Raw genomic sequence first — 22,886 nt, forward strand, 5'->3', positions numbered from 1 at the left:
TACTCATTTATAGATACAGGGATTTGTCCCTGGCCTGTTGAAGCTGTTTCTTTGAAACAGTTTCCTGATAAAAGGATTGCCTCATGGCTCTCGACGTTCAAGAAAAAGCTCAAATCGTTGCTGACTACCAGCAAGCTGTTGGTGACACTGGTTCGCCAGAAGTGCAAGTTGCACTGCTGACCCACAACATCAACAAGCTGCAAGGTCACTTCAAGGCCAACGGTAAAGATCACCACTCCCGTCGTGGTCTGATCCGCATGGTAAACCAGCGTCGCAAGCTGCTGGACTACCTGAAAGGCAAGGATCTGGGTCGTTATCAGACTCTGATCGGTCGCCTGGGTCTGCGTCGCTAATCAGCGATTGCGCTATGAGGTTGGTTGTCTGCCAGACGTCTGCGGTTTACCGCAGTCGCCTTGCAGGCTCCCAGCCTCAAGTTTTATCTGGATACACGTTTTACCCCGGACAACGGTTGGGCCGATTCCCGACATTGCCCAAGAATTCGCAAGAAACCAGTTCCCCCAAGAGCCACAAAGAAGGTAGGACACCGTGAACCCGGTAATCAAAAAATTCCAGTTCGGTCAATCGACCGTTACCCTCGAGACTGGCCGTATCGCCCGTCAGGCCTCCGGCGCAGTATTGGTCACCGTTGACGACGACGTCAGCGTATTGGTGACTGTAGTCGGCGCAAAACAAGCCGATCCGGGCAAGGGCTTCTTCCCTCTGTCCGTTCACTACCAGGAAAAGACTTACGCTGCCGGTAAGATCCCTGGCGGTTTCTTCAAGCGTGAAGGCCGTCCTTCCGAGAAAGAAACCCTGACTTCCCGACTGATCGACCGTCCGATCCGTCCGCTGTTCCCAGAAGGCTTCATGAACGAAGTGCAGGTTGTCTGCACCGTCGTTTCCACCAGCAAGAAGACCGATCCGGACATCGCAGCGATGATCGGTACCTCGGCTGCCCTCGCCATCTCGGGCATCCCGTTTGACGGCCCGATCGGCGCCGCTCGCGTTGCTTTCCACGAAAGCACCGGCTACCTGCTGAACCCGACCTACGAGCAGCAAGCTGCTTCGAGCCTGGACATGGTCGTTGCCGGTACTTCCGACGCCGTGCTGATGGTTGAATCGGAAGCCAAAGAGCTGACCGAAGACCAGATGCTGGGCGCGGTACTGTTTGCTCACGACGAGTTCCAGGTGGTGATCAACGCCGTTAAAGAACTGGCCGCCGAAGCTGCCAAGCCAACCTGGACCTGGGCTCCTGCTCCAGAAGCCACCGAGCTGCTGGGCGCGATCCGTGCCGAGTTCGGCGAAGCGATCTCCCAGGCTTACACCATCACCGTCAAGGCCGACCGTTATGCGCGTCTGGGCGAGCTGAAGGATCAAGTCGTTGCCAAGCTGTCCGGTGAAGAAGGTCAGCCTTCGTCCAGCGAAGTCAAAGCTGCTTTCGGCGAAATCGAATACCGCACCGTTCGCGAAAACATCGTAAACGGCAAGCCACGTATCGATGGCCGCGACACCAAGACCGTACGTCCGCTGAACATCGAAGTCGGCGTTTTGCCGAAGACTCACGGTTCGGCGCTGTTCACCCGTGGTGAAACCCAGGCGCTGGTCGTTGCAACTCTGGGCACCGCCCGTGATGCACAACTGCTGGACACCCTGGAAGGCGAGAAAAAAGACCCGTTCATGCTGCACTACAACTTCCCTCCGTTCTCGGTAGGCGAATGTGGTCGCATGGGTGGCGCTGGTCGTCGTGAAATCGGTCACGGCCGTCTGGCCCGTCGTTCGGTTTCGGCCATGCTGCCAGCCGCTGACGTGTTCCCGTACACCATCCGTGTGGTGTCGGAAATCACCGAATCCAACGGTTCGAGCTCGATGGCTTCCGTTTGCGGCGCTTCCCTGGCCCTGATGGACGCTGGTGTACCGATGAAGGCGCCGGTTGCCGGTATCGCCATGGGTCTGGTTAAAGAAGGCGAGAAATTCGCCGTCCTGACCGACATCCTTGGTGACGAAGACCACCTGGGCGACATGGACTTCAAAGTAGCCGGTACCGCCAAAGGTGTTACCGCGCTGCAGATGGACATCAAGATCAAGGGCATCACCGAAGAAATCATGGAAATCGCTCTGGGCCAAGCCCTTGAAGCGCGCCTGAACATCCTCGGTCAGATGAACCAGATCATCGGCCAGTCGCGTACCGAACTGTCGGCCAACGCTCCGACCATGATCGCGATGAAAATCGACACCGACAAAATCCGTGACGTTATCGGTAAAGGTGGCGCGACCATCCGTGCGATCTGCGAAGAAACCAAGGCTTCGATCGACATCGAAGACGACGGTTCGATCAAGATCTTCGGCGAAACCAAGGAAGCTGCTGAAGCTGCACGTCAGCGCGTTCTGGGCATCACCGCTGAAGCCGAGATCGGCAAGATCTACGTGGGTAAAGTTGAGCGCATCGTCGATTTCGGCGCATTCGTCAACATCCTGCCGGGCAAGGACGGTCTGGTGCACATCTCGATGCTGAGCGACGCTCGCGTAGAGAAAGTGACCGACATTCTGAAAGAAGGCCAGGAAGTGGAAGTGCTGGTACTGGACGTGGACAACCGCGGCCGTATCAAGCTGTCCATCAAAGACGTGGCTGCTGCCAAGGCTTCGGGCGTTTAATCACCCCAAAGCGTTAGCGCAATAAAAATGCCCCGCCGTGAAAACGGCGGGGCATTTTTTTGTCTGCCATAAACATCAAAAGATCGCAGCCTGCGGCAGCTCCTACAAAAGTGCTGTGATAACCCGATCATGTAGTCGCTGCCGCAGGCTGCGATCTTTGCTTTTGTGAAAACCGGTGCTAGGTTTAGCCCACCGCCCGTGTAGCTCAGCCGGTAGAGCAGCGCACTCGTAACGCGAAGGTCGCAGGTTCGATTCCTGTCTCGGGCACCACCTTCTTCAGCACTCTCACCCATCGCAAAAGCGGATTTATGTTCCGCAGGTCAGCTTTTTGTGGGAGAGATGTAAAGAGCCGTGTAATTCGTCATGCAAACGTCCTATATTCGGTGCCTGCATGAGCATCGCCCAGCAGTTTTCAGATGATCCCGAATGGTTCCGAAGGCCGGACAAATCCGCGTCAGAGAGATCCTTGATGATCCAGATCCATCCTCCATTCTTACGATCAGCGAGAACGCCATGACCGAATTAACTCAAGAGCAACGTCACGAACAGGCGCTGGAAAAGTACAAGCTTGATGCGCCGCAGCTGCTGGAAGAGATCAAGGACCTCAGTCCTGATGATCAGAAAGACCAGATTCAGTGGGCCTTCGAAGACGAAGCTGAAGCACAGGGCCTGCAGCCGTGGGAGCTGACGCTCAAGTACACGAGCACGCCGGAGGAGTTCGAGGCGCAGCGCCTTGTGCTGCACAAAGAGGCGGCTGAAGTGCTGGGTGTCGATTGGGAAGAGTACTGCGAGATGAATAATCTCGTCGTTTGACGAGAGCTGCTAGCTCCAAGCCGCAAGCTACAAGTCAAAGCAAAAGCGCTTTGGCTTGCAGCTTGTAGCTCGCATCTTGTCGCTGCTGTTTAAAGACTGAGGCGCATCGACAGATCCACCGCTTTCACATCCTTGGTCATCGCACCAATCGAGATGTAATCCACGCCGGTTTCGGCGATCGGCAGCAGCGTGCTTTCGTTGATGCCACCGCTGGCTTCCAGTTTCGCCTTGCCGCCGTTCAGGCGCACGGCTTCGCGCATATCATCCAGGCTCAGTTCGTCGAGCATGATGATGTCAGCGCCGGCGGCCAGTGCTTCCTTCAATTCATCCAGACTTTCCACTTCGACTTCCACCGGTTTGCCGGGCGCAATCCTGTGCGCGGCGGCAATGGCCTGCGGGATACCACCGCTGGCGGCGATGTGGTTTTCCTTGATCAGGAACGCGTCGTACAGACCGATGCGATGGTTGTGGCAGCCACCGCAGGTCACCGCGTATTTCTGCGCCAGACGCAGGCCCGGCAGGGTCTTGCGGGTGTCGAGCAACTTGACCTGAGTAGCGCCGACGAAATCCGCCAGGTACTGCGCACGCGTCGCCACACCGGAGAGCAACTGCAGGAAGTTCAGCGCACTGCGTTCACCGGTCAGTAGCGAACGGGCCGGGCCTTCCAGGTGAAACAACGGTTGATTGGGCTTGGCCCGCTCGCCATCGACCACCTGCCAATGCACCGCGACCCGTGGATCAAGCTGACGAAACACCGCATCGACCCAGGCCGTGCCGCAAATAACAGCCGCGTCGCGTGTGATGATGGTGGCTTTGGCCAGACGTTCGGCCGGGATCAGCTGCGCGGTGATGTCGCCGCTGCCGATGTCTTCGAGCAACGCACGGCGCACGTTGGCTTCGATTTCGGCGGTCAAATCGGCGAGACGTAGATTCGGCATAACGGGCTCCACAAACAAAGTGGTTCGATTATAGGGGCATGGCGTGAGCCAACCCAAGACGAGAACGCGCGTGCCAGTCTGCATCCGGTCGATTTTCTTTGAGCAAACCCGGCCAGGCGTGGTCACTGAAAGGGCGGTATAGGGGAAACCCTGACGGCTATGGCGCCGAGTGCAAGTTATGAAAGATAATTCGCCTTGCATTTGACGTCATGACTTTGACGTCCCTGCGCAGTCGATATTTCTGCCCAAAGAAGAATCACCGTTTCAGGAGGCCTGGATGCACAACGACGGGAAAGTAGTGCCTTTGCACAAGGCTGCTACCGATCAGGCGAATCACTCGCCGCTCGCCCGCCTGCCTGTGATTCTGCTTCAGGTCCGCGACAAGGCGGCCCAGCAACTGCGGCACGGCTTGCAGGAACTGTTCGATAACGCCGACGACACGTTGTTTGAAATGGCCGACCGGGCGCGCAACGACGTCGAACAGAATATTTTTTTTGAAGCCATGCGCGACCTGCGTCTGAAGCGCAAAAACATCGAACGCGGTTTTCTCGAGCAATTCTTCGAAGCCTTTGTCGGCCTGACCCAATACGATCCGGCGCACAACACGCTACCGCACGCGCTGATATACGACGAGTTGGCCCCGCGTAACGACGATATGGAACGCAACGTGGCGGTCGAGACCATGGTAGGCCGCGTGCTCAAGCGTGACGGCTTCGCCCTCGATCAACTGACCGCACGGCTGGACGCGCTGCTCGGCAACACCCTCGATAATCAGCACAACCCGCTCGGCCCGGCGATGCTCTGCGAGTTTTTTCTCCAGGCCGGGCGTAATCTGGGCGTGGAGATCAAGGTCAAACTGATTCTGCTCAAACTGTTCGAGCGCTATGTCCTGGCCGACACCGAACAGCTTTACGCCGAAGCCAATCAATTGCTGCTCGCCACCGGGGTGTTGCCGGAGTTGAAGCCTGCGCCTGCACGCCGCGCCATTGATCGTGCGATCGCGAATGTGGAAAGCGGTGATAGCAACGAGCTGCTGCCCGTCGATGAAAGCGTGCAGGAAGTCTTCGCCGCGTTGCAGGAGTTGCTCTCGCATGTACGCGGCACGGTCGCGCCGACGCTGGAGTCCAGCGTTGCGGTTCAACCGATTTCCACCCGTGATCTGCTGCGCCTGCTCTCGCATTTACAGCAATACGTGCCCGAATTGGCGGCGCAGGATGATTTCGATCTGCGCAACCAGCTCGAACAACTGCTGACCCGGGTCAGCGTCAGAAGTGGCAAATCGCGGATCGTCGGCGATGCGGACGAAGACGTGATCAATCTGATCGCCATGGTCTTCGACTGCATTCTTGAAGACCGCAATGTGCCGGATTCGCTCAAGGCCCTGATCGCGCGGTTGCAGATCCCGATGCTCAAGGTAGCGGTGCTCGACAAGAGTTTCTTCAGCCGCAGCACGCATCCGGCGCGGCGTCTGCTCAACGAAATCGCCGAAGCGGCCATGGGCTGGGGCGACTGCGACGGTGAAGCGCGCGACAGTTTGTACCTGCGCATCGAACAAGTGGTGCAGCGCCTGTTGACCGACTTTGTTGATGACCCGGCGATTTTTTCCGAGTTGCTGGCTGATTTCCTCGCGTTCACCAGCGACGAGCGCCGCCGCAGCGAGCTGCTTGAACAGCGACTGCGTGACGCCGAAGAGGGGCGAGCGAAAACCGAACTCGCCCGGCGTCGGGTCGAACGGGCGTTGAATCAAGCGCTGCTGGGTAAAACACTGCCGCCGACCGTGGTCACCTTCGTCCAGGACGCCTGGAGCAAGGTTCTGCTGCTGACTTGCCTCAAGCATGGCGATCAGTCAGCCGAATGGCAGGCCGATGTGCAAACCATGGAGCAATTGATCTGGAGTGTGCAGCGTCATCAAGACACGGAGTCCAGCCTGCGCTTGCTGGCGCTGGTGCCGGGGTTGCTCAAGTCGCTGCGTGATGGCCTCACCAGTTCGGCGTTCGACCCCTTCGCCACCAGCGAATTTTTCAGCGAACTTGAAGCCCTGCATGTGCAGGTGCTGGAGCGGCCCGTCGAGGCAGAACCGGCCGCGTCGATGATTGAGGTCTCGCAACAGATCGTGCTGCAAGCCGCCGACGACAGCAGCATGGCGCTGACATCGGCACGTTTGCCCCACGATGCCGTCGGTTTGCGTCAGGTCGAGCAACTGCGTCTGGGCAGTTGGGTGGCGTTTCAGGAGGACGATGAGCACAGTCTGCGTTGCAAGCTCGCGGCGATCATCGAAGCCACCGGCAAATATGTGTTTGTCGATCGCACCGGCATGAAGGTGCTGGAACGCAGTCGCCTTGCGCTGGCCGAAGAATTCCAGCGCGGTGCGGTGCGTGCACTGGATAACACCTTGCTGTTCGACCGGGCGCTGGAGTCGGTGCTGGGCAATCTGCGGCGACTCAATCGCGGCAAGTGATCGCGCGCCGGGGGCCGATCACGGCATACTGGGCGCCAACACAGTCGGCGTTGAAGGAATCGGTATGCAGTTGGATCCCGCTAGCGGGTGGTGTCACGGGGTGCAGGTCTGCCCATCGCCCAACTTCAATGAACGTCCTGCGGGCGAAATTTCCCTGTTGGTCATCCACAACATCAGCCTGCCGCCGGCGCAGTTCGCCACGGGCAAGGTGCTGGAATTTTTCCAGAATCGTCTGGATGTCACTGAACATCCCTACTTTGCAGGGATCGCCGACTTGCGCGTTTCGGCGCATTTTCTGATTGAACGTGACGGCAAGGTCACCCAGTTTGTCTCCTGTCGTGAGCGGGCGTGGCATGCGGGTGTATCGGTGTTCGAAGGGCGCGAAACCTGTAACGATTTTTCCGTGGGCATTGAGCTTGAAGGCACCGATGATCTGCCGTTCACCGATGCGCAGTATCAAGCGTTGACGGCGTTGACCCGCCAGTTGCAAAGAGCATATCCGGCCATCACCGGCGCCCGCATTTGTGGGCACAGCGACATAGCACCCGGGCGTAAGACCGATCCTGGCCCGGCATTCGACTGGGCGCGTTACCGCGCAGCCCTGGCACAAGAGGAAGGACAATGAGTTTTCTGGTGTTACTGCTGGCGCTGTGGATCGAGAAGTTTTCGGCCCTGCGTCATCGGGTTCAACGCGATGGCGGATGGATCCGCGAACTGAACAAGCTCGAAAGCAGCGAGTGGCTGGCGAAGCAGCCCTGGCTGGTGCTGACGATTCTGGTGCTGTTTCCGGTGGCCTTGCTGGCGCTGTTGCTGGTGGTGCTGGAACCGGTGGCCTACGGTCTGCTGGCGTTGCCGGTGCATGTGCTGGTGGTGATTTACAGTCTGGGTCGCGGCGACTTGCTCGGCGGCCTCGGGCCGTTCCGTGATGCCTGGCGCCGTGAGGATCTGCAAGCAGCGGCACATGTGGCCAAGCGCGATCTGGACATCTGCGCCGACAGCGGCGAGCAGTTGCTCGAACGCGTGCAAGGGCATCTGTTGTGGCAGGCCTACCAGAGCTTTTTTGCGGTGATTTTCTGGTATTTCGTGCTCGGCCCGGTGGCGGCATTGGCGTATCGCCTGTTGGCGCTGGCGCAAGAACACGGGCAGAACCCGGCGCTGGTCGAGCGCGCCGCGCAACTGCGGCATGCCTTCGACTGGCTGCCGGTACGCTTGCTGGCGGCAAGCCTGGCACTGGTCGGCAACTTTGTTGCGGTCAGCCGGGTGATGCTGCATGAGTTGCTCAACTGGAACATCAGCGCGGCGCAACTGATCAACCGGGTCGGTTTGGCGGCGGGCGAGATTCCACCTCCCGTGGTCGGGCCAGAAGGTATCAACACCCTCGATTGCCTGTGGGAACTGCTGCTGCGCGCGGCGGTGCTGTGGTATGCCGGTTTTGCCTTGTGGACGGTTCTGGTTCACTGATTTCACTGATTTGATTTCACTGATTTAAAGAAAGATCAAAAGATCGCAGCCTGCGGCAGCTCCTACACAGGGATTGTGTGTTTCCTGTGGGAGCTGCCGCAGGCTGCGATCTTTTTGTCGTTAACCTTAAGTTACAAAACCTCCCTGCGATTTGAGCTATACAGAGATGGCGCTCGATAGTGGCTATCTGCTGTCGCCCCGCGCCTGCCAATAAAAACAAGAAAAGCCAAGGGAGACTTCCAGTGAAGAGCTTGCTCTATCCCGCCGTCTCGCTGATGAACCGTCTGAGCTTCGGCATGAAGTTCAGCCTGATCAGCGTGCTGTTCCTGGTGCCGATGCTGGTGACCAATTTCTATCTGGTGCGCGATTCCTATCGCGAATTCCAGGGCACCCGCGTCGAGCTGCAAAGCCTTGATCTGCTGGGCAGCAGCCTGGCCCTGCGCCGGGATCTGGAAACGCTCAACAACCTGGTGCAGATCAACGTCACCCTCGGTCAGTCTGGCAAGGCCGGGAATGTCGAGGCGCAGATCACCACCCTCGAACAATCGGTACTGGCCCACCTGCAAGGGCTGACGGCGATGACCGACGATCCCGAGCAGATCAAGGTATTCGATGGTAAACGCGACGAAATGATTGCCGCATTCAAGGCGCAGCAAACGGAAAACTCGCTGCAAAGCAAAAGCGCATTGATCGGCAAACTGCTGGCCAGTGCGCAGATTTTCAGCCAGATCATCACCAGTCAGGCCGGCCTGAGCCGCGACAACCAGAGCGACATCCGTCAGCTCAGCGAACTGGTCACCCTGATCACCCCGACCGTCACGCAAACCCTTGGCGAAGGCCGGGCCATGGGCTCGTTTTCGTTGGGCCAGGGTTTTCTCAACAGTTCCTCAAGCACTCGTTTCGATGAGCTGTTGGTGCAGATCGAAAAACTCCAGGCCGAGTACGCTCTGAAACTGCAGGACGCCCTCGGCTCGAGCAAAGCTGCGCGCGAACACCTCACCGCTGCGGCCGACAGCAGCAAGGCATCGTTGAAACAGGCCAGCGAATTGTTCGAAGAACAGGTCGTCATGGCCGACACCCTCGATGCGCCGTGGCAGGCTTTTTACGATCAGGTCACTGGGCTGATCGGCAAGACCTATGAGCTCAACGAGGCCACGCTGAAATTCCTCGACACTCAACTGCAGCAGCGTTTGGCGCAGAACCGCACGCACATGGTTCTGCAGGCTGTGGCCCTGTCGGTGGTGTTCGTATTGATTTTCTACCTCTACGGCGGTTTCTATGCCTCGACCCGCACCACGCTTAAACGTCTTGGGGCGATGATGGACAAGGTCGCGGCCGGCGACATGACGGTCAACTTCAAGGCCAACAGTCGGGATGAGTTGGGTGAGTTGGGCGAAGTGTTCAACGGCACGGTGAAGAAGATTCACGACTTGATCGAGCGGGTAGGCCAGACCGTCGGCGAGGTCAAGCGTCAGGCCGGGCAAGTTGAAAATGTCTCCGCGCAGAGCAATCAGGCAGTCGCCGGGCAACGTACGCAGATCGAACAAGTGGCGACAGCGATGAACCAGATGTCGGCGACCTCACTGGAAGTGGCGCGCAGTGCCGCTGCAGCGGTGAGCAGTGCCCACAGCGTCAATGACGAGACCATCAATGGTCGCGGCCTGGTCGAATCGCAACAGGGCAGCATCGCTGCACTGGCCAGCGAGATAGACCAGTCGGTGTTGGTGATCAACCAGTTGGCCAGCGACAGTCAGTCGATCAGTCGCGTACTGGAAGTGATCAAAAGCATCGCCGAACAAACCAACTTGCTGGCGCTCAACGCCGCGATCGAAGCGGCGCGCGCTGGCGAGCAAGGGCGTGGTTTTGCCGTGGTCGCCGACGAAGTGCGCACATTGGCCAAACGCACCCAGCAATCGACCGAAGAAATCGAACAGATGATCGCCAAGCTGCATGGCGGCGTCGGGGCGGCGGTGAAAGCCATGGGCGTCAGCCATCAGATGGCCAACGGCACGGTGGGGCAGTCGGAAAAGGTTCAGCAGGCGCTGGAAAATATCCTCGGCGCGGTCGGCATGATCGTCGATCAGAACCAGCAGATCGCCGCCGCGGTTGAACAGCAAACAGCGGTGGCCCACGACATCGACCAGAACATCGTCGAGATCAACCGCGCCGGCGAGCGCACCGCGCAGGGTGCGCACCAGACCGAAGATGCCAGCCGGGCGTTGTCTGCCCAAGTGGTAGAACTCAAACAGCTGATCAGCGCTTTCCGCGTCTGAGCTGTACACAAATCCCCTGTAGGAGCTGCGGCACGCTGCGATCTTTTGATCTTGATTTCAAAGATCAAAAGATCGCAGCCTCGTTTCACTCGACAGCTCCCACAGGGGGAGATGTGTTACCAGCCGAATACTTCGCAGCTGTTGGCGGTGCTGGCGGTGGCCAAATGTTCGGGGCTGATCTTCATCAACTCGGCCAGCGCCTCGCAGATCGCCGGCAAATGCGCCGGACTGTTGCGCTGACCGGGAAACATGACAGGCGCCATGTCCGGTGAATCGGTTTCCAGCACGATCGACTCCAGCGGCAGTTCCGCCAGTACCCGATGCATGCGCAACGCCTGCGGCCAGGTCGGTGCGCCGCCCAGGCCCAGTTTGAAACCGAGTTTGATGTACTCCCGCGCTTCTTCACGGCTGCCGGCGAAGGCGTGAATGATCCCCGCGCGTTTGAGCTTGAAGCGTTTGAGCGTAGCGATGATCGCCGCATGACTACGGCGAACGTGGATTAATGCCGGTAATTGGAAATCCGCCGCCAATTGCAGCTGCGCTTCGAACAGCGCCTGTTGCCGCTCGCGATCCAGCGTTTCGACGAAGTAATCCAGACCGATTTCGCCCACCGCACACAATTGTCGATGACCGCGCAGCCGGGTCAGCCAATCACCGAGCGCAGATACATCTTCAGGACGATGCTGATCGAGATACACCGGATGCAGACCGAACGCCGCGTACAAGTCCTTGTCGCTCTGCACCAGATCCCACACCCGTTGCCAGTTACCCTCATAAACCCCCAACACCACCATCCGCCGCACTCCGAGGGCGCGGCATTCGGCGAGCAACGCCGCGCGATCGGCGTCGAAGTCGGGGAAATCGAGGTGGGTGTGGCTGTCGATCAGCTCCACGGCTCAGTCCTGGTGGATACGCTGCTTGAAGGTCCGCGCGATGGCCTGCACACCGGGCTTGTACTCCGACTGCTCGACGGCGGCCAGTGCCAGTTCCAGCGCCTTGTCGGCGATCAACTGGTGCTGCTGGGCCATGGCGTTGACCGGCAGCGGCAGGAAATCCAGCAACTGCGTATCGCCGAAGGTGCCGAGGCGCAGCGGCCGCGATTTCAACGGGAAGTCATGCAGCGCATCGAACACGCCCTGCAACAGCACGTAGGAAGTCGTCACCATTGCGTCGGGTAAATGCCCCAGACGCTGCAGGAGTTCTTCCATCAATTGCTTGCCGCATTCACGGCTGAAGGATTCCGCGTGCTCGACCAGCACTTCGCCTTTGAAGTCGACCAGCGCCTGTTTGAAACCGGCAGCACGTTCCTGGCTGATACTCAGTTCCGGGCGCGCGCCGAGCAGAACGATCTGCTTCGGTTGCGGATCGAGCAGGCTCTGGGTCAGGTGCAGGCTGGCCTCGCGGTCGTCACTGATCACCGAACAGAAATGCTCCGGTTCCATGACCCGGTCGATGGCAATGATTGGCAGGCCTTTGGCCTGTAACTGGCGATAGCTGTCATCGCCGGCCGGCAGGCAACTGGCGACGATCAACGCATCGCAACGACGCGCGCGGAACAGTTGCAGCAGTTGCCGTTCGCTGTCCGGTGCATCGTCGGAACTGGCGATCAGCAATTGATAGCCGCGCGCCCGCGCACCTTGTTCGAGCAGTTTGGCGATCCGCGCGTAACTGGGGTTTTCCAGATCCGGCAGAATAAAGCCCAGCGTGCGCGTATGCCGACTGCGCAGCCCAGCCGCTTGAGGGTTTGGCGTGAAGCCGTGCAGATCGACCACTGCGCGCACCCGCTCGACGGTCGCGGTGCTGATGCGTTGCTGTTCGGCCTTGCCGTTGATGACGTAGCTGGCGGTGGTCACGGACACTCCGGCCAACCGCGCGATATCACTGAGTTTCAACCCGGGATTTCCTTGTTTTTGCGAGCTTGCCGCAACATTTTCGCCAATCCTACCCGATTAGGGCAGGCGACTATTGTCGCAACGCATCCGACAAGTTGGACTTCAAGGATGGGACATTATCGAGTAACGTGCCGATCAATCTAGATTAAACGTTTCAGCAAGCGTATTTTCTACGTTTTAGACGCCTTTGGCCGGTTCTGCCGTGAAACCGCCAAAACTGCCGCTGAAAAGCAAAGCGGCAGAGCGCCTAAGCTGCAACCATTGAAAACAATACCTGGCACCTTGATGTGCCAAAAAGGAGATTGCATGCTCGAGCTCACTATAGAGCAGATATCCATGGGCCAATCGGCTGTGGATAAACCCGCTGCCCTGCAACTGCTGGCCAATCACCTGGTGGCCGATGGTCTGGTCGCCGACGGTTACCTCGCCGGATTGCAGGCCCGGGAAGCCCAGGGCTCGACCTTTCTCGGTCAAGGTATTGCCATTCCCCACGGCACCCCGGAGACCCGCGATCAGGTGTTCGCCACTGGCGTGCGCCTGATGCAATTTCCCGAGGGCGTGGATTGGGGCGATGGACAGATCGTTTATCTGGCGATAGGTATCGCCGCCAAATCCGACGAACACCTGCGCCTGCTGCAACTGCTGACTCGCGCCCTCGGCGAGACCGATCTGGGTCAGGCTTTGCGTCGCGCCAGTTCGCCGGAAGCGCTGCTGAAACTGCTGCAAGGGGCGCCGCAAGAACTGGCGCTCGATGCACAGATGATCGGCCTCGGCGTCTCGGCCGATGATTTCGAAGAACTGGTCTGGCGAGGTGCACGTCTGCTGCGCCAGGCCGATTGTGTGAGCAACGGTTTCTCGGCGGTGCTGCAACAGGTCGAAGCGCTGCCGTTGGGCGACGGGTTGTGGTGGTTGCACAGCGAGCAAACCGTGAAGCGCCCGGGCCTGGCGTTCGTCACGCCAGACAAACCGATGCGCTACCTCGGCCAGCCGCTCAGCGGTCTGTTCTGTCTGGCCAGCCTTGGCGAAGCGCACCAAGCGCTGCTCGAACGTCTGTGTGCGTTGCTCATCGAAGGTCGCGGCCATGAACTGGGCCGCGCTACCAGCAGCCGCAAAGTCCTCGAAGTCCTCGGTGGTGAACTGCCCGCCGACTGGCCGAGCGCGCGTATTGCCCTGGCCAACGCCCACGGTCTGCACGCGCGGCCGGCGAAGATCCTCGCGCAACTGGCGAAGAGTTTTGATGGCGAAATTCGCGTGCGCATCGTCGACGGTCAGGACAGCGCCGTGTCGGTGAAGAGTTTGAGCAAACTGCTCAGCCTTGGCGCCCGTCGTGGTCAGGTGCTGGAGTTGATCGCCGAGCCGAGCATTGCCGCCGACGCTTTGCCGGCACTCTTGGCCGCCATCGAAGAAGGCCTTGGCGAAGAAGTCGAGCCGCTGCCAGCGGTGAGTCAGCAGCGCGAAGTGATCGCCGACATCGCCGAAGTGCTGATCGCTCCGGCGTCCGGCGCTCAGTTGCAGGCGATCCCGGCAGCACCCGGCATCGCCATCGGGCCTGCGCATATTCAAGTTCAGCAAACCATCGATTACCCCTTGCGCGGCGAGTCCGCCGCCGTTGAGCGCGAACGTCTCAAGCAAGCGCTCAGTGATGTGCGCAGTGACATTCAAGGTTTGATCGAGCGCAGCAAAGCCAAAGCCATCCGCGAGATCTTCATCACCCATCAGGAAATGCTCGACGACCCGGAACTGACCGACGAAGTCGACACCCGCCTCAAGCAGGGCGAAAGCGCCGAAGCGGCATGGATGGCGGTGATCGAAGCGGCGGCCAAACAGCAGGAATCGTTGCAGGATGCCTTGCTTGCCGAGCGTGCGGCGGATCTGCGTGACATCGGTCGCCGCGTGCTGGCGCAACTGTGTGGCGTGCAAACGGCGAGCGAGCCTGAGCAACCGTACATTCTGGTGATGGACGAAGTCGGCCCGTCCGACGTCGCACGGCTGGATCCGGCGCGCGTCGCGGGAATACTCACCGCTCGTGGCGGTGCTACCGCGCACAGTGCCATCGTAGCGCGAGCCCTCGGGATTCCGGCGCTGGTCGGCGCTGGCGCAGCCGTGTTGTTGCTGGCGCCGGGCACGCCGTTGCTGCTCGACGGCCAACGCGGTCGCCTGCATGTCGACGCCGATGCCGCAACCCTGCAACGCGCTACCGAAGAACGCGACACCCGCGAACAACGCCTGAAGATTGCCGCCGAACAACGCCATCAACCGGCACACACCAGCGACGGTCACGCGGTGGAAGTGTTCGCCAACATCGGCGAAAGCGCGGGCGTGATCAGCGCTGTGGAGCAGGGTGCCGAAGGCATCGGTCTGCTGCGCACCGAACTGATTTTCATGGCCCATCCGCAAGCGCCCGACGAGGCCACGCAAGAAGCCGAATACCGCCGCGTGCTCGATGGCCTCGCCGGGCGTCCGCTGGTGGTGCGCACGCTGGACGTTGGCGGCGACAAGCCGCTGCCGTATTGGCCGATTGCCAAAGAAGAGAATCCGTTCCTCGGCGTGCGCGGCATTCGCCTGACCTTGCAGCGCCCGCAGATCATGGAAGCGCAATTGCGCGCCTTGTTGCGTTCGGCGGATAACCGCCCGTTGCGGATCATGTTTCCGATGGTCGGCAGCGTCGAAGAATGGCGTCAGGCCCGCGACATGACTGAACGTCTGCGCCTGGAAATCCCGGTCGCCGATCTGCAACTGGGGATCATGATCGAAGTGCCGTCCGCCGCTTTGCTCGCGCCGGTGCTGGCCAAGGAAGTCGACTTCTTCAGTGTCGGCACCAACGATCTCACGCAATACACCCTGGCCATCGACCGTGGTCACCCGACCCTGTCGGCGCAGGCGGATGGCTTGCACCCGGCGGTGCTGCAACTGATCGACATCACCGTGCGCGCGGCCCATGCCCACGGCAAATGGGTCGGCGTCTGCGGTGAGCTGGCGGCAGACCCGTTGGCGGTGCCGGTGCTGGTCGGTCTCGGTGTCGATGAACTCAGCGTGTCCGGTCGCAGCATTGCCGAAGTGAAGGCGCGCATCCGCGAACTCAGCCTGACTCAGGCGCAAACCCTTGCTCAACACGCCCTGGCCGTGGGCAGCGCGAACGAAGTGCGCGCATTAGTGGAGGCCCTGTAATGGCCAAGATTCTTACCCTGACCCTCAACCCGGCGCTCGACCTCACCGTCGAGTTGCCACGGCTGGAGGCCGGTCAGGTCAATCGCAGCGACGAGATGCACACCCATGCGGCCGGTAAAGGCGTGAACGTCGCCCAGGTGTTGGCCGACCTCGGCCATCAACTGACAGTCAGCGGGTTTCTCGGCGAGGACAATCTGCAAGCGTTCGAAACCCTGTTCGCCAAGCGCGGTTTTGTCGACGCGTTTATCCGCGTGCCGGGCGAGACGCGCAGCAATATCAAAGTCGCTGAACAGGACGGTCGCATCACCGACATCAACGGCCCGGGGCCGGTGGTCGATACCGCCGCGCAGCAGGCGTTGCTGGAGCGGCTGGTGCAGATTGCACCGGGTCACGATGCAGTGGTGGTCGCCGGCAGTTTGCCGCGCGGGGTCACAGCGCAATGGTTGCGTGAACTGATCGAACGGCTCAATCAGCTCGGCTTGAAAGTCGCTCTCGACTCCAGCGGCGAAGCCTTGCGTGCAGCGTTGCAGGCCAGTCCGTGGCTGATCAAACCGAACACTGAAGAACTCGCCGACGCGCTCGGTTGCGAGGTGGTTTCTCACGCGGCGGAAGCGCAGGCAGCGGCGCGCTTGCATGCCCAAGGCATCGAACACGTGGTGATCTCCCACGGTGCCGACGGTGTGAACTGGTTCAGCGTCGGTTCGGCACTGCACGCCACACCGCCTAAGGTCAGCGTCGCCAGCACGGTCGGTGCCGGCGATTCGTTGCTGGCCGGCATGCTTCACGGCTTGCTCAGCGCCGATACGCCTGAACAAACCCTGCGCACTGCCACCGCGATAGCCGCGATGGCGGTGACCCAGATCGGTTTCGGCATCAACGACGCTGCGCAACTGGCGCAGCTCGAACAGGGCGTGCGCGTGCGTCCCCTGACAGAATAATAAGAGGGTTTGTCATGAAATTAGCCATTGTTACGGCTTGCCCGAACGGCATGGTCACCAGTGTGCTGTGCGCGCGTTTGCTCGATGCGGCGGCGCAGCGTCAGGGCTGGAGCACCAGCGTGGAAGTGGTCGATGCGGCGCACCCGGAACGCGAGTTGTCGGCGGCGACCATTGCAGCGGCCGAGTGGGTTTTGCTGGTTGCGACAGGCGCGGTCGACATGACGCGTTTTGTCGGTAAACGGGTCTTTCAGATTGCCCCGGCGCAGGCGCTGCAGGATGTTGAAGCGGTGCTGCGTCGTGGTGCTGAAGAGGCTGAGGTTTACGTCGCCAGCGCGGCTGCGCCGGTTGCCGATGCAGCGCGTGCGCCACGCATCGTTGCCATCACCGCATGCCCGACCGGTGTCGCTCACACCTTCATGGCTGCCGAAGCCTTGCAGCAGACCGCCAAGCGTCTGGGCTACGAACTGCAGGTCGAAACCCAAGGTTCGGTGGGCGCGAAAACTCCGTTGAGCGCAGCGGCGATTGCCGAAGCTGATGTGGTGTTGCTGGCGGCGGATATCGAAGTCGCGACCGAGCGATTCGCCGGCAAGAAAATCTATCGTTGCGGCACTGGCATTGCGTTGAAACAGTCCGAAGCCACGCTGAAAAAAGCGCTGGCGGAAGGCAAGGTGGAAAGCGCTGCCAGTGACGGAAAACCTGCGACCAGGTCAGAGAAGACCGGGGTCTACAAACATCTGCTGACCGGTGTGTCTTTCATGCTGCCGATGGTGGTGGCGGGCGGTTTGATGATCGCGCTGTCGTTCGCATTCGGCATCAATGCTTTCGAGCAGCCGGGAACGTTGCCGGCTGCGCTCAAGCAAATCGGCGATGCGGCATTCACTCTGATGGTGCCGTTGCTGGCCGGTTACATTGCCTATTCGATTGCCGATCGACCAGGCATCGCGCCCGGCATGATCGGCGGTGTTCTGGCGAGCACATTGGGCGCGGGCTTCATCGGCGGCATCATCGCCGGTTTCCTCGCCGGTTACAGCGCCGCCGCGATCAGTCGCTGGCTGCGTCTGCCGCAATCGTTTGATGCGTTGAAGCCGATTCTGCTCATCCCGTTGCTGGCCAGTCTGGTTGTCGGCTTGATCATGATCTATGTGGTGGGGCAGCCTGTTGCAGGCGTGCTCGCCAGCATGACCACGTTCCTCAAAGACATGGGCACCGCCAACGCCGTGCTGTTGGGCGTGGTACTCGGCGCGATGATGTGCGTTGACCTCGGTGGGCCGATCAATAAAGCGGCCTATGCGTTTTCAGTCGGCCTGATGACGTCGGCCAATGCCAGCTATGCACCGATTGCCGCCGTCATGGCTGCCGGCATGGTGCCGCCAATCGGTATGGGCATCGCCACTTTCCTCGCTCGACGCAAATTCGCCCAGACTGAGCGCGAGGCGGGTAAGGCGGCGTTGGTATTGGGCATGTGTTTCATTTCCGAAGGAGCGATTCCGTTTGCTGCGAAAGATCCGCTGCGGGTGATCCCTGCGAGCATTCTCGGTGGCGCGCTGGCCGGCGCATTGTCGATGTATTTCAGCTGCAAACTGATGTCGCCGCATGGCGGTTTGTTCGTGATGGTCATTCCCAACACGATCAACCATGCGTTGCTGTATTTGCTGGCGATTGTGGCGGGGAGTTTGTTGACTGCTGTGGTCTATGCGACGGTCAAGCGGCCCGAAGCCGTTGAGCTGGCGCTGGAACCGGCGAAGGCTTAACTGGCCCTACAAAGCCCTGTGGGAGCGAGCTTGCTCGCGAAAGCGGTGTGTCAGCGAATAAGATTTCGACTGATAGGACGCATTCGCGAGCAAGCTCGCTCCCACATTGGTTGTGTGGTGTGTCTGGTGTCATTTCCGGGTCATGATCGCGTGCTTAAGTTTTCCTTTTTTCAGGGAGAACACCATGAGCGATTTCAACCCCGGTCGCCGGCGTGTCATGCAAGTCGTCGGCGCCGGTCTACTGATGCCAAGCCTGGCGCCGGCGGTGATTGCCTCGGTCAAGGACCGCCCGCAACTGACCGATGGCGTGCAGTCCGGCGACCTGCAAGGCGACCGCGCGATGATCTGGAGCCGCAGCGATCGCCCGGCGCATATGGTGGTCGAGTGGGACACCCGCAGCCAGTTTCGTAACCCGCGTCGGCTGGTCTCGGCGCTGGCCGATGCCCGCAGCGACTTCACCGCCCGCGTTGAACTCACCGGGCTGCCCGCCGATCAGGCAATTTTCTATCGCGTGTATTTCAAGGACGCCCGCAGCGGCGTCGCCAGCGAACCGTGGTTGGGTCACCTGCGCAGCGCTCCGACGGCGCGGCGCAATATTCGTTTCGTCTGGAGCGGCGACACCGTCGGCCAGGGCTTCGGCATCAACCCGGACATCGGCGGCATGCGCATCTACGAAGCCATGCGCCTGCGCTTGCCGGACTTCTTTATCCACAGCGGCGACACCATCTACGCCGACGGCCCCGTGCCCGCGCAACTCACCACGGAAAACGGTCGCATCTGGCGCAACCTCACCACCGAAGCGAAGAGCAAAGTCGCGCAGACCCTCGACGACTATCGCGGCAACTACCGCTATAACCTGATGGACGAAAACATCCGCCGCTTCAACGCCGAGGTGCCGCAGATCTGGCAGTGGGACGACCATGAAGTGGTCAACAACTGGTCGCCGGGCAAACAGCTCGACGAGCGCTATCAGGAAAAAGATATCCACACCCTGGTCGGGCGCGCGCGTAAGGCGTGGCTGGAATATTCGCCAATGCGATTGCAGGCTGCCGACGGCGGCGGACGGATTTATCGCAAGATCAGTTACGGGCCGATGCTCGATGTCTTCGTGCTCGACATGCGCAGTTATCGCGGCGCCAATGACGACAACCTCGGCGCGGCGAAAGCGTTTCTGGGGCGTGAGCAGCTGGACTGGCTCAAGCGTGGCTTGAAGAAATCCAAGGCCCAGTGGAGGGTCATCGCCGCCGACATGCCGATTGGCCTTGGCGTGCCCGATGGCGAGGTCAGCCCGGGTGTCGCGCGCTGGGAAGCGGTGGCTAACGGTGATCCGGGACCGGCGCAGGGGCGCGAGCTGGAAATCGCCGAATTGCTCGGATTCTTGCGCGCGCAGAAAGTGCGCAATTTCGTCTTCCTGACGGCGGATGTGCATTACTGCGCGGCGCATCACTATCACCCGGATCGGGCGGCCTTTCAGGATTTCGATCCGTTCTGGGAGTTTGTCGCCGGGCCGTTGAATGCCGGGAGCTTTGGGCCTAATCCGCTGGATAAAACTTTTGGCCCTGAGGTGGTGTTCGAGAAGGCGCCGCCGGCGCAGAACACTTCGCCGTTTGCCGGGTTTCAGTTTTTTGGCGAAGTGAATATTGAAGGGGGGAGTGGGGAGATGAGTGTGGTGTTGCGGGATTTGAATGGGGTGGCGGTTTTTGAACAGAAACTGCAGCCTGTCTAAAGATCAAAATCTACCCTCACCCCAGCCCTCTCCCGGAGGGAGAGGGGGCTGACCGAGTTGTCTTGCGTCATACATCGACCTGAAAGACCGAGTTGATTATGGATTCGGTAAAGCCGTCGCAGGTTGGCGTACTTCTCAAGCATCCCCCAATCAGTCCCCTCTCCCTCTGGGAGAGGGCTAGGGTGAGGGGCTCTTAATAGACATCACGCCGATAGCGGCCCTGCTCAATCAGGCGTTCGACTTCAGCGGCACCGAGAATGTCGTTAAGCACTTGATCCACGCCTGACGCCATCCCCTGCAAGCTGCCACAGACATAAATCACCGCCCCCTCCGCCAGCCATTTCTTCAACTCTGCAGCCGACTCACGCAAACGATCCTGCACATAAACCTTCTCCTCCTGATCCCGCGAAAACGCCAGATCCAGCCGCTCCAGATCACCATTGATCAACCACTCTTCCAGCTCCGCGCGGCAGAGGAAATCGTGTTCACGGTTGCGCTCGCCAAACAGCAACCACTGGCGCTGCTGACCATCGGCAATCCGCGCTTTCAGCAAGCTGCGCAACCCGGCCAGACCGGTGCCGTTGCCCAGCAGAATCATCGGCAGCGGCTCGTTCGGCAGATGGAAACCACTGTTGCGCCGCACCCGAAGGCTGATGCTACCGCCCACCGGCGCGTGCTCGGTCAGCCAGCCGGAACCGATGCCGAGGCTGCCATCGGCATGCTGTTCCTGACGTACGATCAACTCCAGCACACCGTCGGCGGCAATCGAAGCGATCGAGTATTCGCGCATGGCCAACGGCACCATCGCGTCGACCAGCGACTGTGCGTGTAGCCCGACCAGATGTGCGCGGTGCTCAGGTAATTGACGCGAAGCCAGTGCGACTTCCAGCGGCTCGTCGAGGCCGTTGATTTTCACTGTGGTCTCGCCACGAATACCGAGGCCATCAAGGAAATGTTCGATCGCCCACGGGCAGTTGCGCGGCAGGACTTCGACCAGATCACCGGCCAGCCAACTGCTGGTGTTCGGCGCGCTCAGGCCCAACAAGTAAACCGGCGCACCGCTGCTGTCCGGGTTCATCAGTTCGCGGCGGGTCAGCGTCCAGTTGTCGTAGCTCGGCGCCTGCCATGTATCGACCGGTGCCTGCCCGGTGAGCAGACCCAGTTGGGTTTGCCAATGGCGCAGGGCATACGGATCGCCGCTGTCGACTTCCACTGGCGCGAACAACGTCTTGCCGCCATGTTCGCCCAACCATTGATGAAGACGTTTGGCGAAACCACAGAAGTGCTGATATTGACGATCGCCGAGACCGAGCACCGAGTAATTCAGACTGTGGAGCGTTGCCGCTTTGCCCAGCACTTTGCGCTCGAATCCGCGCGCGCTGTCCGGCGCTTCGCCGTCGCCAAACGTGCTCACCACAAACAGTGCGTTGTTCGATTCACGCAAATCCTGCTCGCTGACATTCGCCAGCGGCTGCACTTTCACCGGCAATCCGGCGGCCTGCAATTGCCCGGCGGTCTGCCACGCCAGTTGCTCGGCAAACCCGCTCTGGCTGGCGAAACCGATCAGCCATGCCGACGCATTGCCGGCCGGTTGTTCGAGGCCTTTGCGTGTGTCCTTGATCTGCTTTTTCTTGCGCCGACGGTCGAGGTACAGCAGCCAGCCAGTGATGAAAAACAGCGGCATGCACACCGCAGCTAGAGTGATGATGATCCGCCCGACCAGACCGAAGTAACTGCCGACGTGCAGCGCATAAATACTGGTCAGCAGTTGCGCCTTGAAGCTCTTGTCAGCGTAGCGGTCGACGCGTTTGACCACGCCGGTGGCCGGATCGAGGGTGATCTGGTTCAGGGCGCGATCGTGCGGCGAACTGTCGAGCAGGTAGAACATCGTCGCCGGTTGACCGGCCACAGGAGGCATACGAATGTTGTAGGCAGACAGACCCGGGCCGGCAGCGCTGTAGATGCTGCTCCACATCGCCGCGTAATCGGCGGTCGGTGCCGGGCCTTCCGGTGCCGGACCGCGATTGCGTACGCGCTCGTTTTGCGGCGCGTCGGAAAGCAGCTTGGTCAGGCCTTTGTTGTACCACTCATACGACCAGGACAATCCGGTCAACGCCAGCAGCAGATAGACCAGCAGGCACCAGGTGCCGGCCACCGAGTGCAGATCCCAGTTGAAGGCGCGACCTTTTTTCTTCCAGTCCAGCGTCAGCCATACGCGCCAGCTGTGCCACTGACGCGGCCAGCGCAGGTACAGGCCGGAGAGGCAGAAAAACAGCAGGATCAGCGTACAAGCGCCGGTGATGTTGCGCCCGGTATCACCCATGGCGAGGAAACGGTGCAGTTGCAGCATCAGACCGAAGAAATCCTGGCCGACCGCGTCGCCCATGAATTCGGCGGTGTACGGATCGAAGTAGCGCATCTCACCGCGACGTTCACCCTTGGACGGGGTGAAGAACACTTTCGCGGCGTTGCCGCTGTCGGTTTCGACCCAAAGCATTGAGACCTTTTTGCCGGACGTGGCTTCGATGCGCTCGACCAGTTCAACGGGTGGCAGGACGCCGGCGACTTGTTTTTCCACCTGCAGAACGGAGGGATTCATGGCCCGCAGGATTTCGTCCTGAAACGAATAGGCCGCGCCGGTGATGCCCATCAACGCCAGCACCAGGCCTGCGGTGATGCCAAAAAACCAGTGCAACTGGAACAGGGTTTTCTTCAACACGTCACTCGCCGTCCATTCGGAAATTGTCTTCACGGCGCGCATTATGCCGTGGGTTATCGAGAAGCGTTCTTTCTTACGCACAAAAGCCCCGTTCAAT

General features: G+C 60.2%; 15 protein-coding genes and 1 tRNA gene. 12 read left to right on the forward strand and 4 right to left on the reverse strand.

Going from position 1 to position 22,886, the window contains the following annotated elements; translation table 11 throughout:
* The first annotated feature begins 83 nt into the window (after nt 1–83).
* From rpsO to U6037_RS03925, 4 genes are all read left to right on the forward strand, one after another.
* Entirely contained in the window at nt 84–353 is a 270-nt protein-coding gene (gene rpsO / locus U6037_RS03910; RefSeq protein WP_003177875.1) for a 30S ribosomal protein S15, read from the forward strand.
* 193 nt (nt 354–546) lie between these two features.
* Nucleotides 547–2,652: a polyribonucleotide nucleotidyltransferase gene (gene pnp, locus U6037_RS03915; RefSeq protein WP_007915263.1), complete on the forward strand. Its 2,106-nt coding sequence runs from the start codon at nt 547–549 to the stop codon at nt 2,650–2,652.
* 194 nt (nt 2,653–2,846) lie between these two features.
* Nucleotides 2,847–2,922: transfer RNA gene (locus U6037_RS03920), tRNA-Thr, on the forward strand.
* A 243-nt stretch (nt 2,923–3,165) separates the two neighbouring features.
* Nucleotides 3,166–3,465: a DUF6388 family protein gene (locus U6037_RS03925; RefSeq protein ID WP_159812909.1), complete on the forward strand. Its 300-nt coding sequence runs from the start codon at nt 3,166–3,168 to the stop codon at nt 3,463–3,465.
* 89 nt (nt 3,466–3,554) lie between these two features.
* On the opposite strand, the gene nadC is transcribed toward U6037_RS03925, so the two are convergent.
* Entirely contained in the window at nt 3,555–4,403 is an 849-nt protein-coding gene (nadC, locus tag U6037_RS03930) for a carboxylating nicotinate-nucleotide diphosphorylase (RefSeq protein ID WP_322845870.1), read from the reverse strand.
* Between the two features lie 277 nt (nt 4,404–4,680).
* On the opposite strand from nadC, the gene U6037_RS03935 reads away from it, so the two are divergent.
* From U6037_RS03935 to U6037_RS29400, 4 genes are all read left to right on the forward strand, one after another.
* Nucleotides 4,681–6,861, forward strand: a complete 2,181-nt coding sequence (locus tag U6037_RS03935) for a DUF1631 domain-containing protein (protein ID WP_322845871.1) — start codon at nt 4,681–4,683, stop codon at nt 6,859–6,861.
* A gap of 64 nt (nt 6,862–6,925) precedes the next feature.
* Nucleotides 6,926–7,486 (forward strand): 1,6-anhydro-N-acetylmuramyl-L-alanine amidase AmpD, encoded by a 561-nt coding sequence (ampD, locus tag U6037_RS03940; RefSeq protein WP_322845872.1) that lies wholly within the window; start codon nt 6,926–6,928, stop codon nt 7,484–7,486.
* Nucleotides 7,483–8,322 carry a regulatory signaling modulator protein AmpE gene (ampE, locus tag U6037_RS03945; RefSeq protein ID WP_322845873.1) on the forward strand — a complete coding sequence of 280 codons (840 nt, stop codon included), beginning with the start codon at nt 7,483–7,485 and terminating at the stop codon, nt 8,320–8,322. Before ampD ends, ampE begins: the two co-directional genes overlap by 4 nt.
* A gap of 1,568 nt (nt 8,323–9,890) precedes the next feature.
* Complete coding sequence (locus tag U6037_RS29400; protein ID WP_371857645.1) at nt 9,891–10,595, forward strand: methyl-accepting chemotaxis protein; 705 nt, start codon at nt 9,891–9,893, stop codon at nt 10,593–10,595.
* A 116-nt stretch (nt 10,596–10,711) separates the two neighbouring features.
* Here the strand turns inward: U6037_RS29400 and U6037_RS03955 are convergent, their stop codons facing one another.
* Both U6037_RS03955 and cra read right to left on the reverse strand, forming a co-directional pair.
* Nucleotides 10,712–11,488: a TatD family hydrolase gene (locus U6037_RS03955; protein WP_127925797.1), complete on the reverse strand. Its 777-nt coding sequence runs from the start codon at nt 11,486–11,488 to the stop codon at nt 10,712–10,714.
* A 3-nt stretch (nt 11,489–11,491) separates the two neighbouring features.
* Complete coding sequence (cra, locus tag U6037_RS03960) at nt 11,492–12,487, reverse strand: catabolite repressor/activator (protein WP_322845875.1); 996 nt, start codon at nt 12,485–12,487, stop codon at nt 11,492–11,494.
* A 306-nt stretch (nt 12,488–12,793) separates the two neighbouring features.
* On the opposite strand from cra, the gene ptsP reads away from it, so the two are divergent.
* The 4 genes from ptsP to U6037_RS03980 all read left to right on the forward strand — a co-directional run bounded on the left by ptsP (nt 12,794) and on the right by U6037_RS03980 (nt 20,070).
* Nucleotides 12,794–15,655, forward strand: a complete 2,862-nt coding sequence (gene ptsP, locus U6037_RS03965; protein WP_322845876.1) for a phosphoenolpyruvate--protein phosphotransferase — start codon at nt 12,794–12,796, stop codon at nt 15,653–15,655.
* The gene (gene pfkB / locus U6037_RS03970) at nt 15,655–16,593 is read left to right on the forward strand and encodes a 1-phosphofructokinase (protein ID WP_322845877.1); all 939 of its coding nucleotides are present in this window, start codon (nt 15,655–15,657) and stop codon (nt 16,591–16,593) included. Before ptsP ends, pfkB begins: the two co-directional genes overlap by 1 nt.
* 14 nt (nt 16,594–16,607) lie before the next feature.
* Nucleotides 16,608–18,344 (forward strand): PTS fructose-like transporter subunit IIB, encoded by a 1,737-nt coding sequence (locus U6037_RS03975; protein WP_322845878.1) that lies wholly within the window; start codon nt 16,608–16,610, stop codon nt 18,342–18,344.
* A gap of 184 nt (nt 18,345–18,528) precedes the next feature.
* Nucleotides 18,529–20,070, forward strand: a complete 1,542-nt coding sequence (locus U6037_RS03980; protein ID WP_322845879.1) for an alkaline phosphatase D family protein — start codon at nt 18,529–18,531, stop codon at nt 20,068–20,070.
* Nucleotides 20,071–20,263: 193 nt separating this feature from the next.
* On the opposite strand, the gene U6037_RS03985 is transcribed toward U6037_RS03980, so the two are convergent.
* Entirely contained in the window at nt 20,264–22,789 is a 2,526-nt protein-coding gene (locus tag U6037_RS03985) for a sulfite reductase flavoprotein subunit alpha (protein ID WP_322847281.1), read from the reverse strand.
* Nucleotides 22,790–22,886: the final 97 nt, after the last annotated feature.

It is taken from the genome of Pseudomonas sp. B33.4, from assembly GCF_034555375.1.
Lineage (GTDB): Bacteria > Pseudomonadota > Gammaproteobacteria > Pseudomonadales > Pseudomonadaceae > Aquipseudomonas.

Coding starts and splice junctions, on each gene's coding strand:
- rpsO (WP_003177875.1), top strand. CDS start 84: ATGGCTCTCGACGTTCAAGAAAAAGCTCAAATCGTTGCTGACTACCAG.
- U6037_RS03925 (WP_159812909.1), top strand. CDS start 3,166: ATGACCGAATTAACTCAAGAGCAACGTCACGAACAGGCGCTGGAAAAG.
- nadC (WP_322845870.1), bottom strand. CDS start 4,403: ATGCCGAATCTACGTCTCGCCGATTTGACCGCCGAAATCGAAGCCAAC.
- U6037_RS03935 (WP_322845871.1), top strand. CDS start 4,681: ATGCACAACGACGGGAAAGTAGTGCCTTTGCACAAGGCTGCTACCGAT.
- ampD (WP_322845872.1), top strand. CDS start 6,926: ATGCAGTTGGATCCCGCTAGCGGGTGGTGTCACGGGGTGCAGGTCTGC.
- ampE (WP_322845873.1), top strand. CDS start 7,483: ATGAGTTTTCTGGTGTTACTGCTGGCGCTGTGGATCGAGAAGTTTTCG.
- U6037_RS29400 (WP_371857645.1), top strand. CDS start 9,891: ATGTCGGCGACCTCACTGGAAGTGGCGCGCAGTGCCGCTGCAGCGGTG.
- ptsP (WP_322845876.1), top strand. CDS start 12,794: ATGCTCGAGCTCACTATAGAGCAGATATCCATGGGCCAATCGGCTGTG.
- pfkB (WP_322845877.1), top strand. CDS start 15,655: ATGGCCAAGATTCTTACCCTGACCCTCAACCCGGCGCTCGACCTCACC.
- U6037_RS03975 (WP_322845878.1), top strand. CDS start 16,608: ATGAAATTAGCCATTGTTACGGCTTGCCCGAACGGCATGGTCACCAGT.
- U6037_RS03980 (WP_322845879.1), top strand. CDS start 18,529: ATGAGCGATTTCAACCCCGGTCGCCGGCGTGTCATGCAAGTCGTCGGC.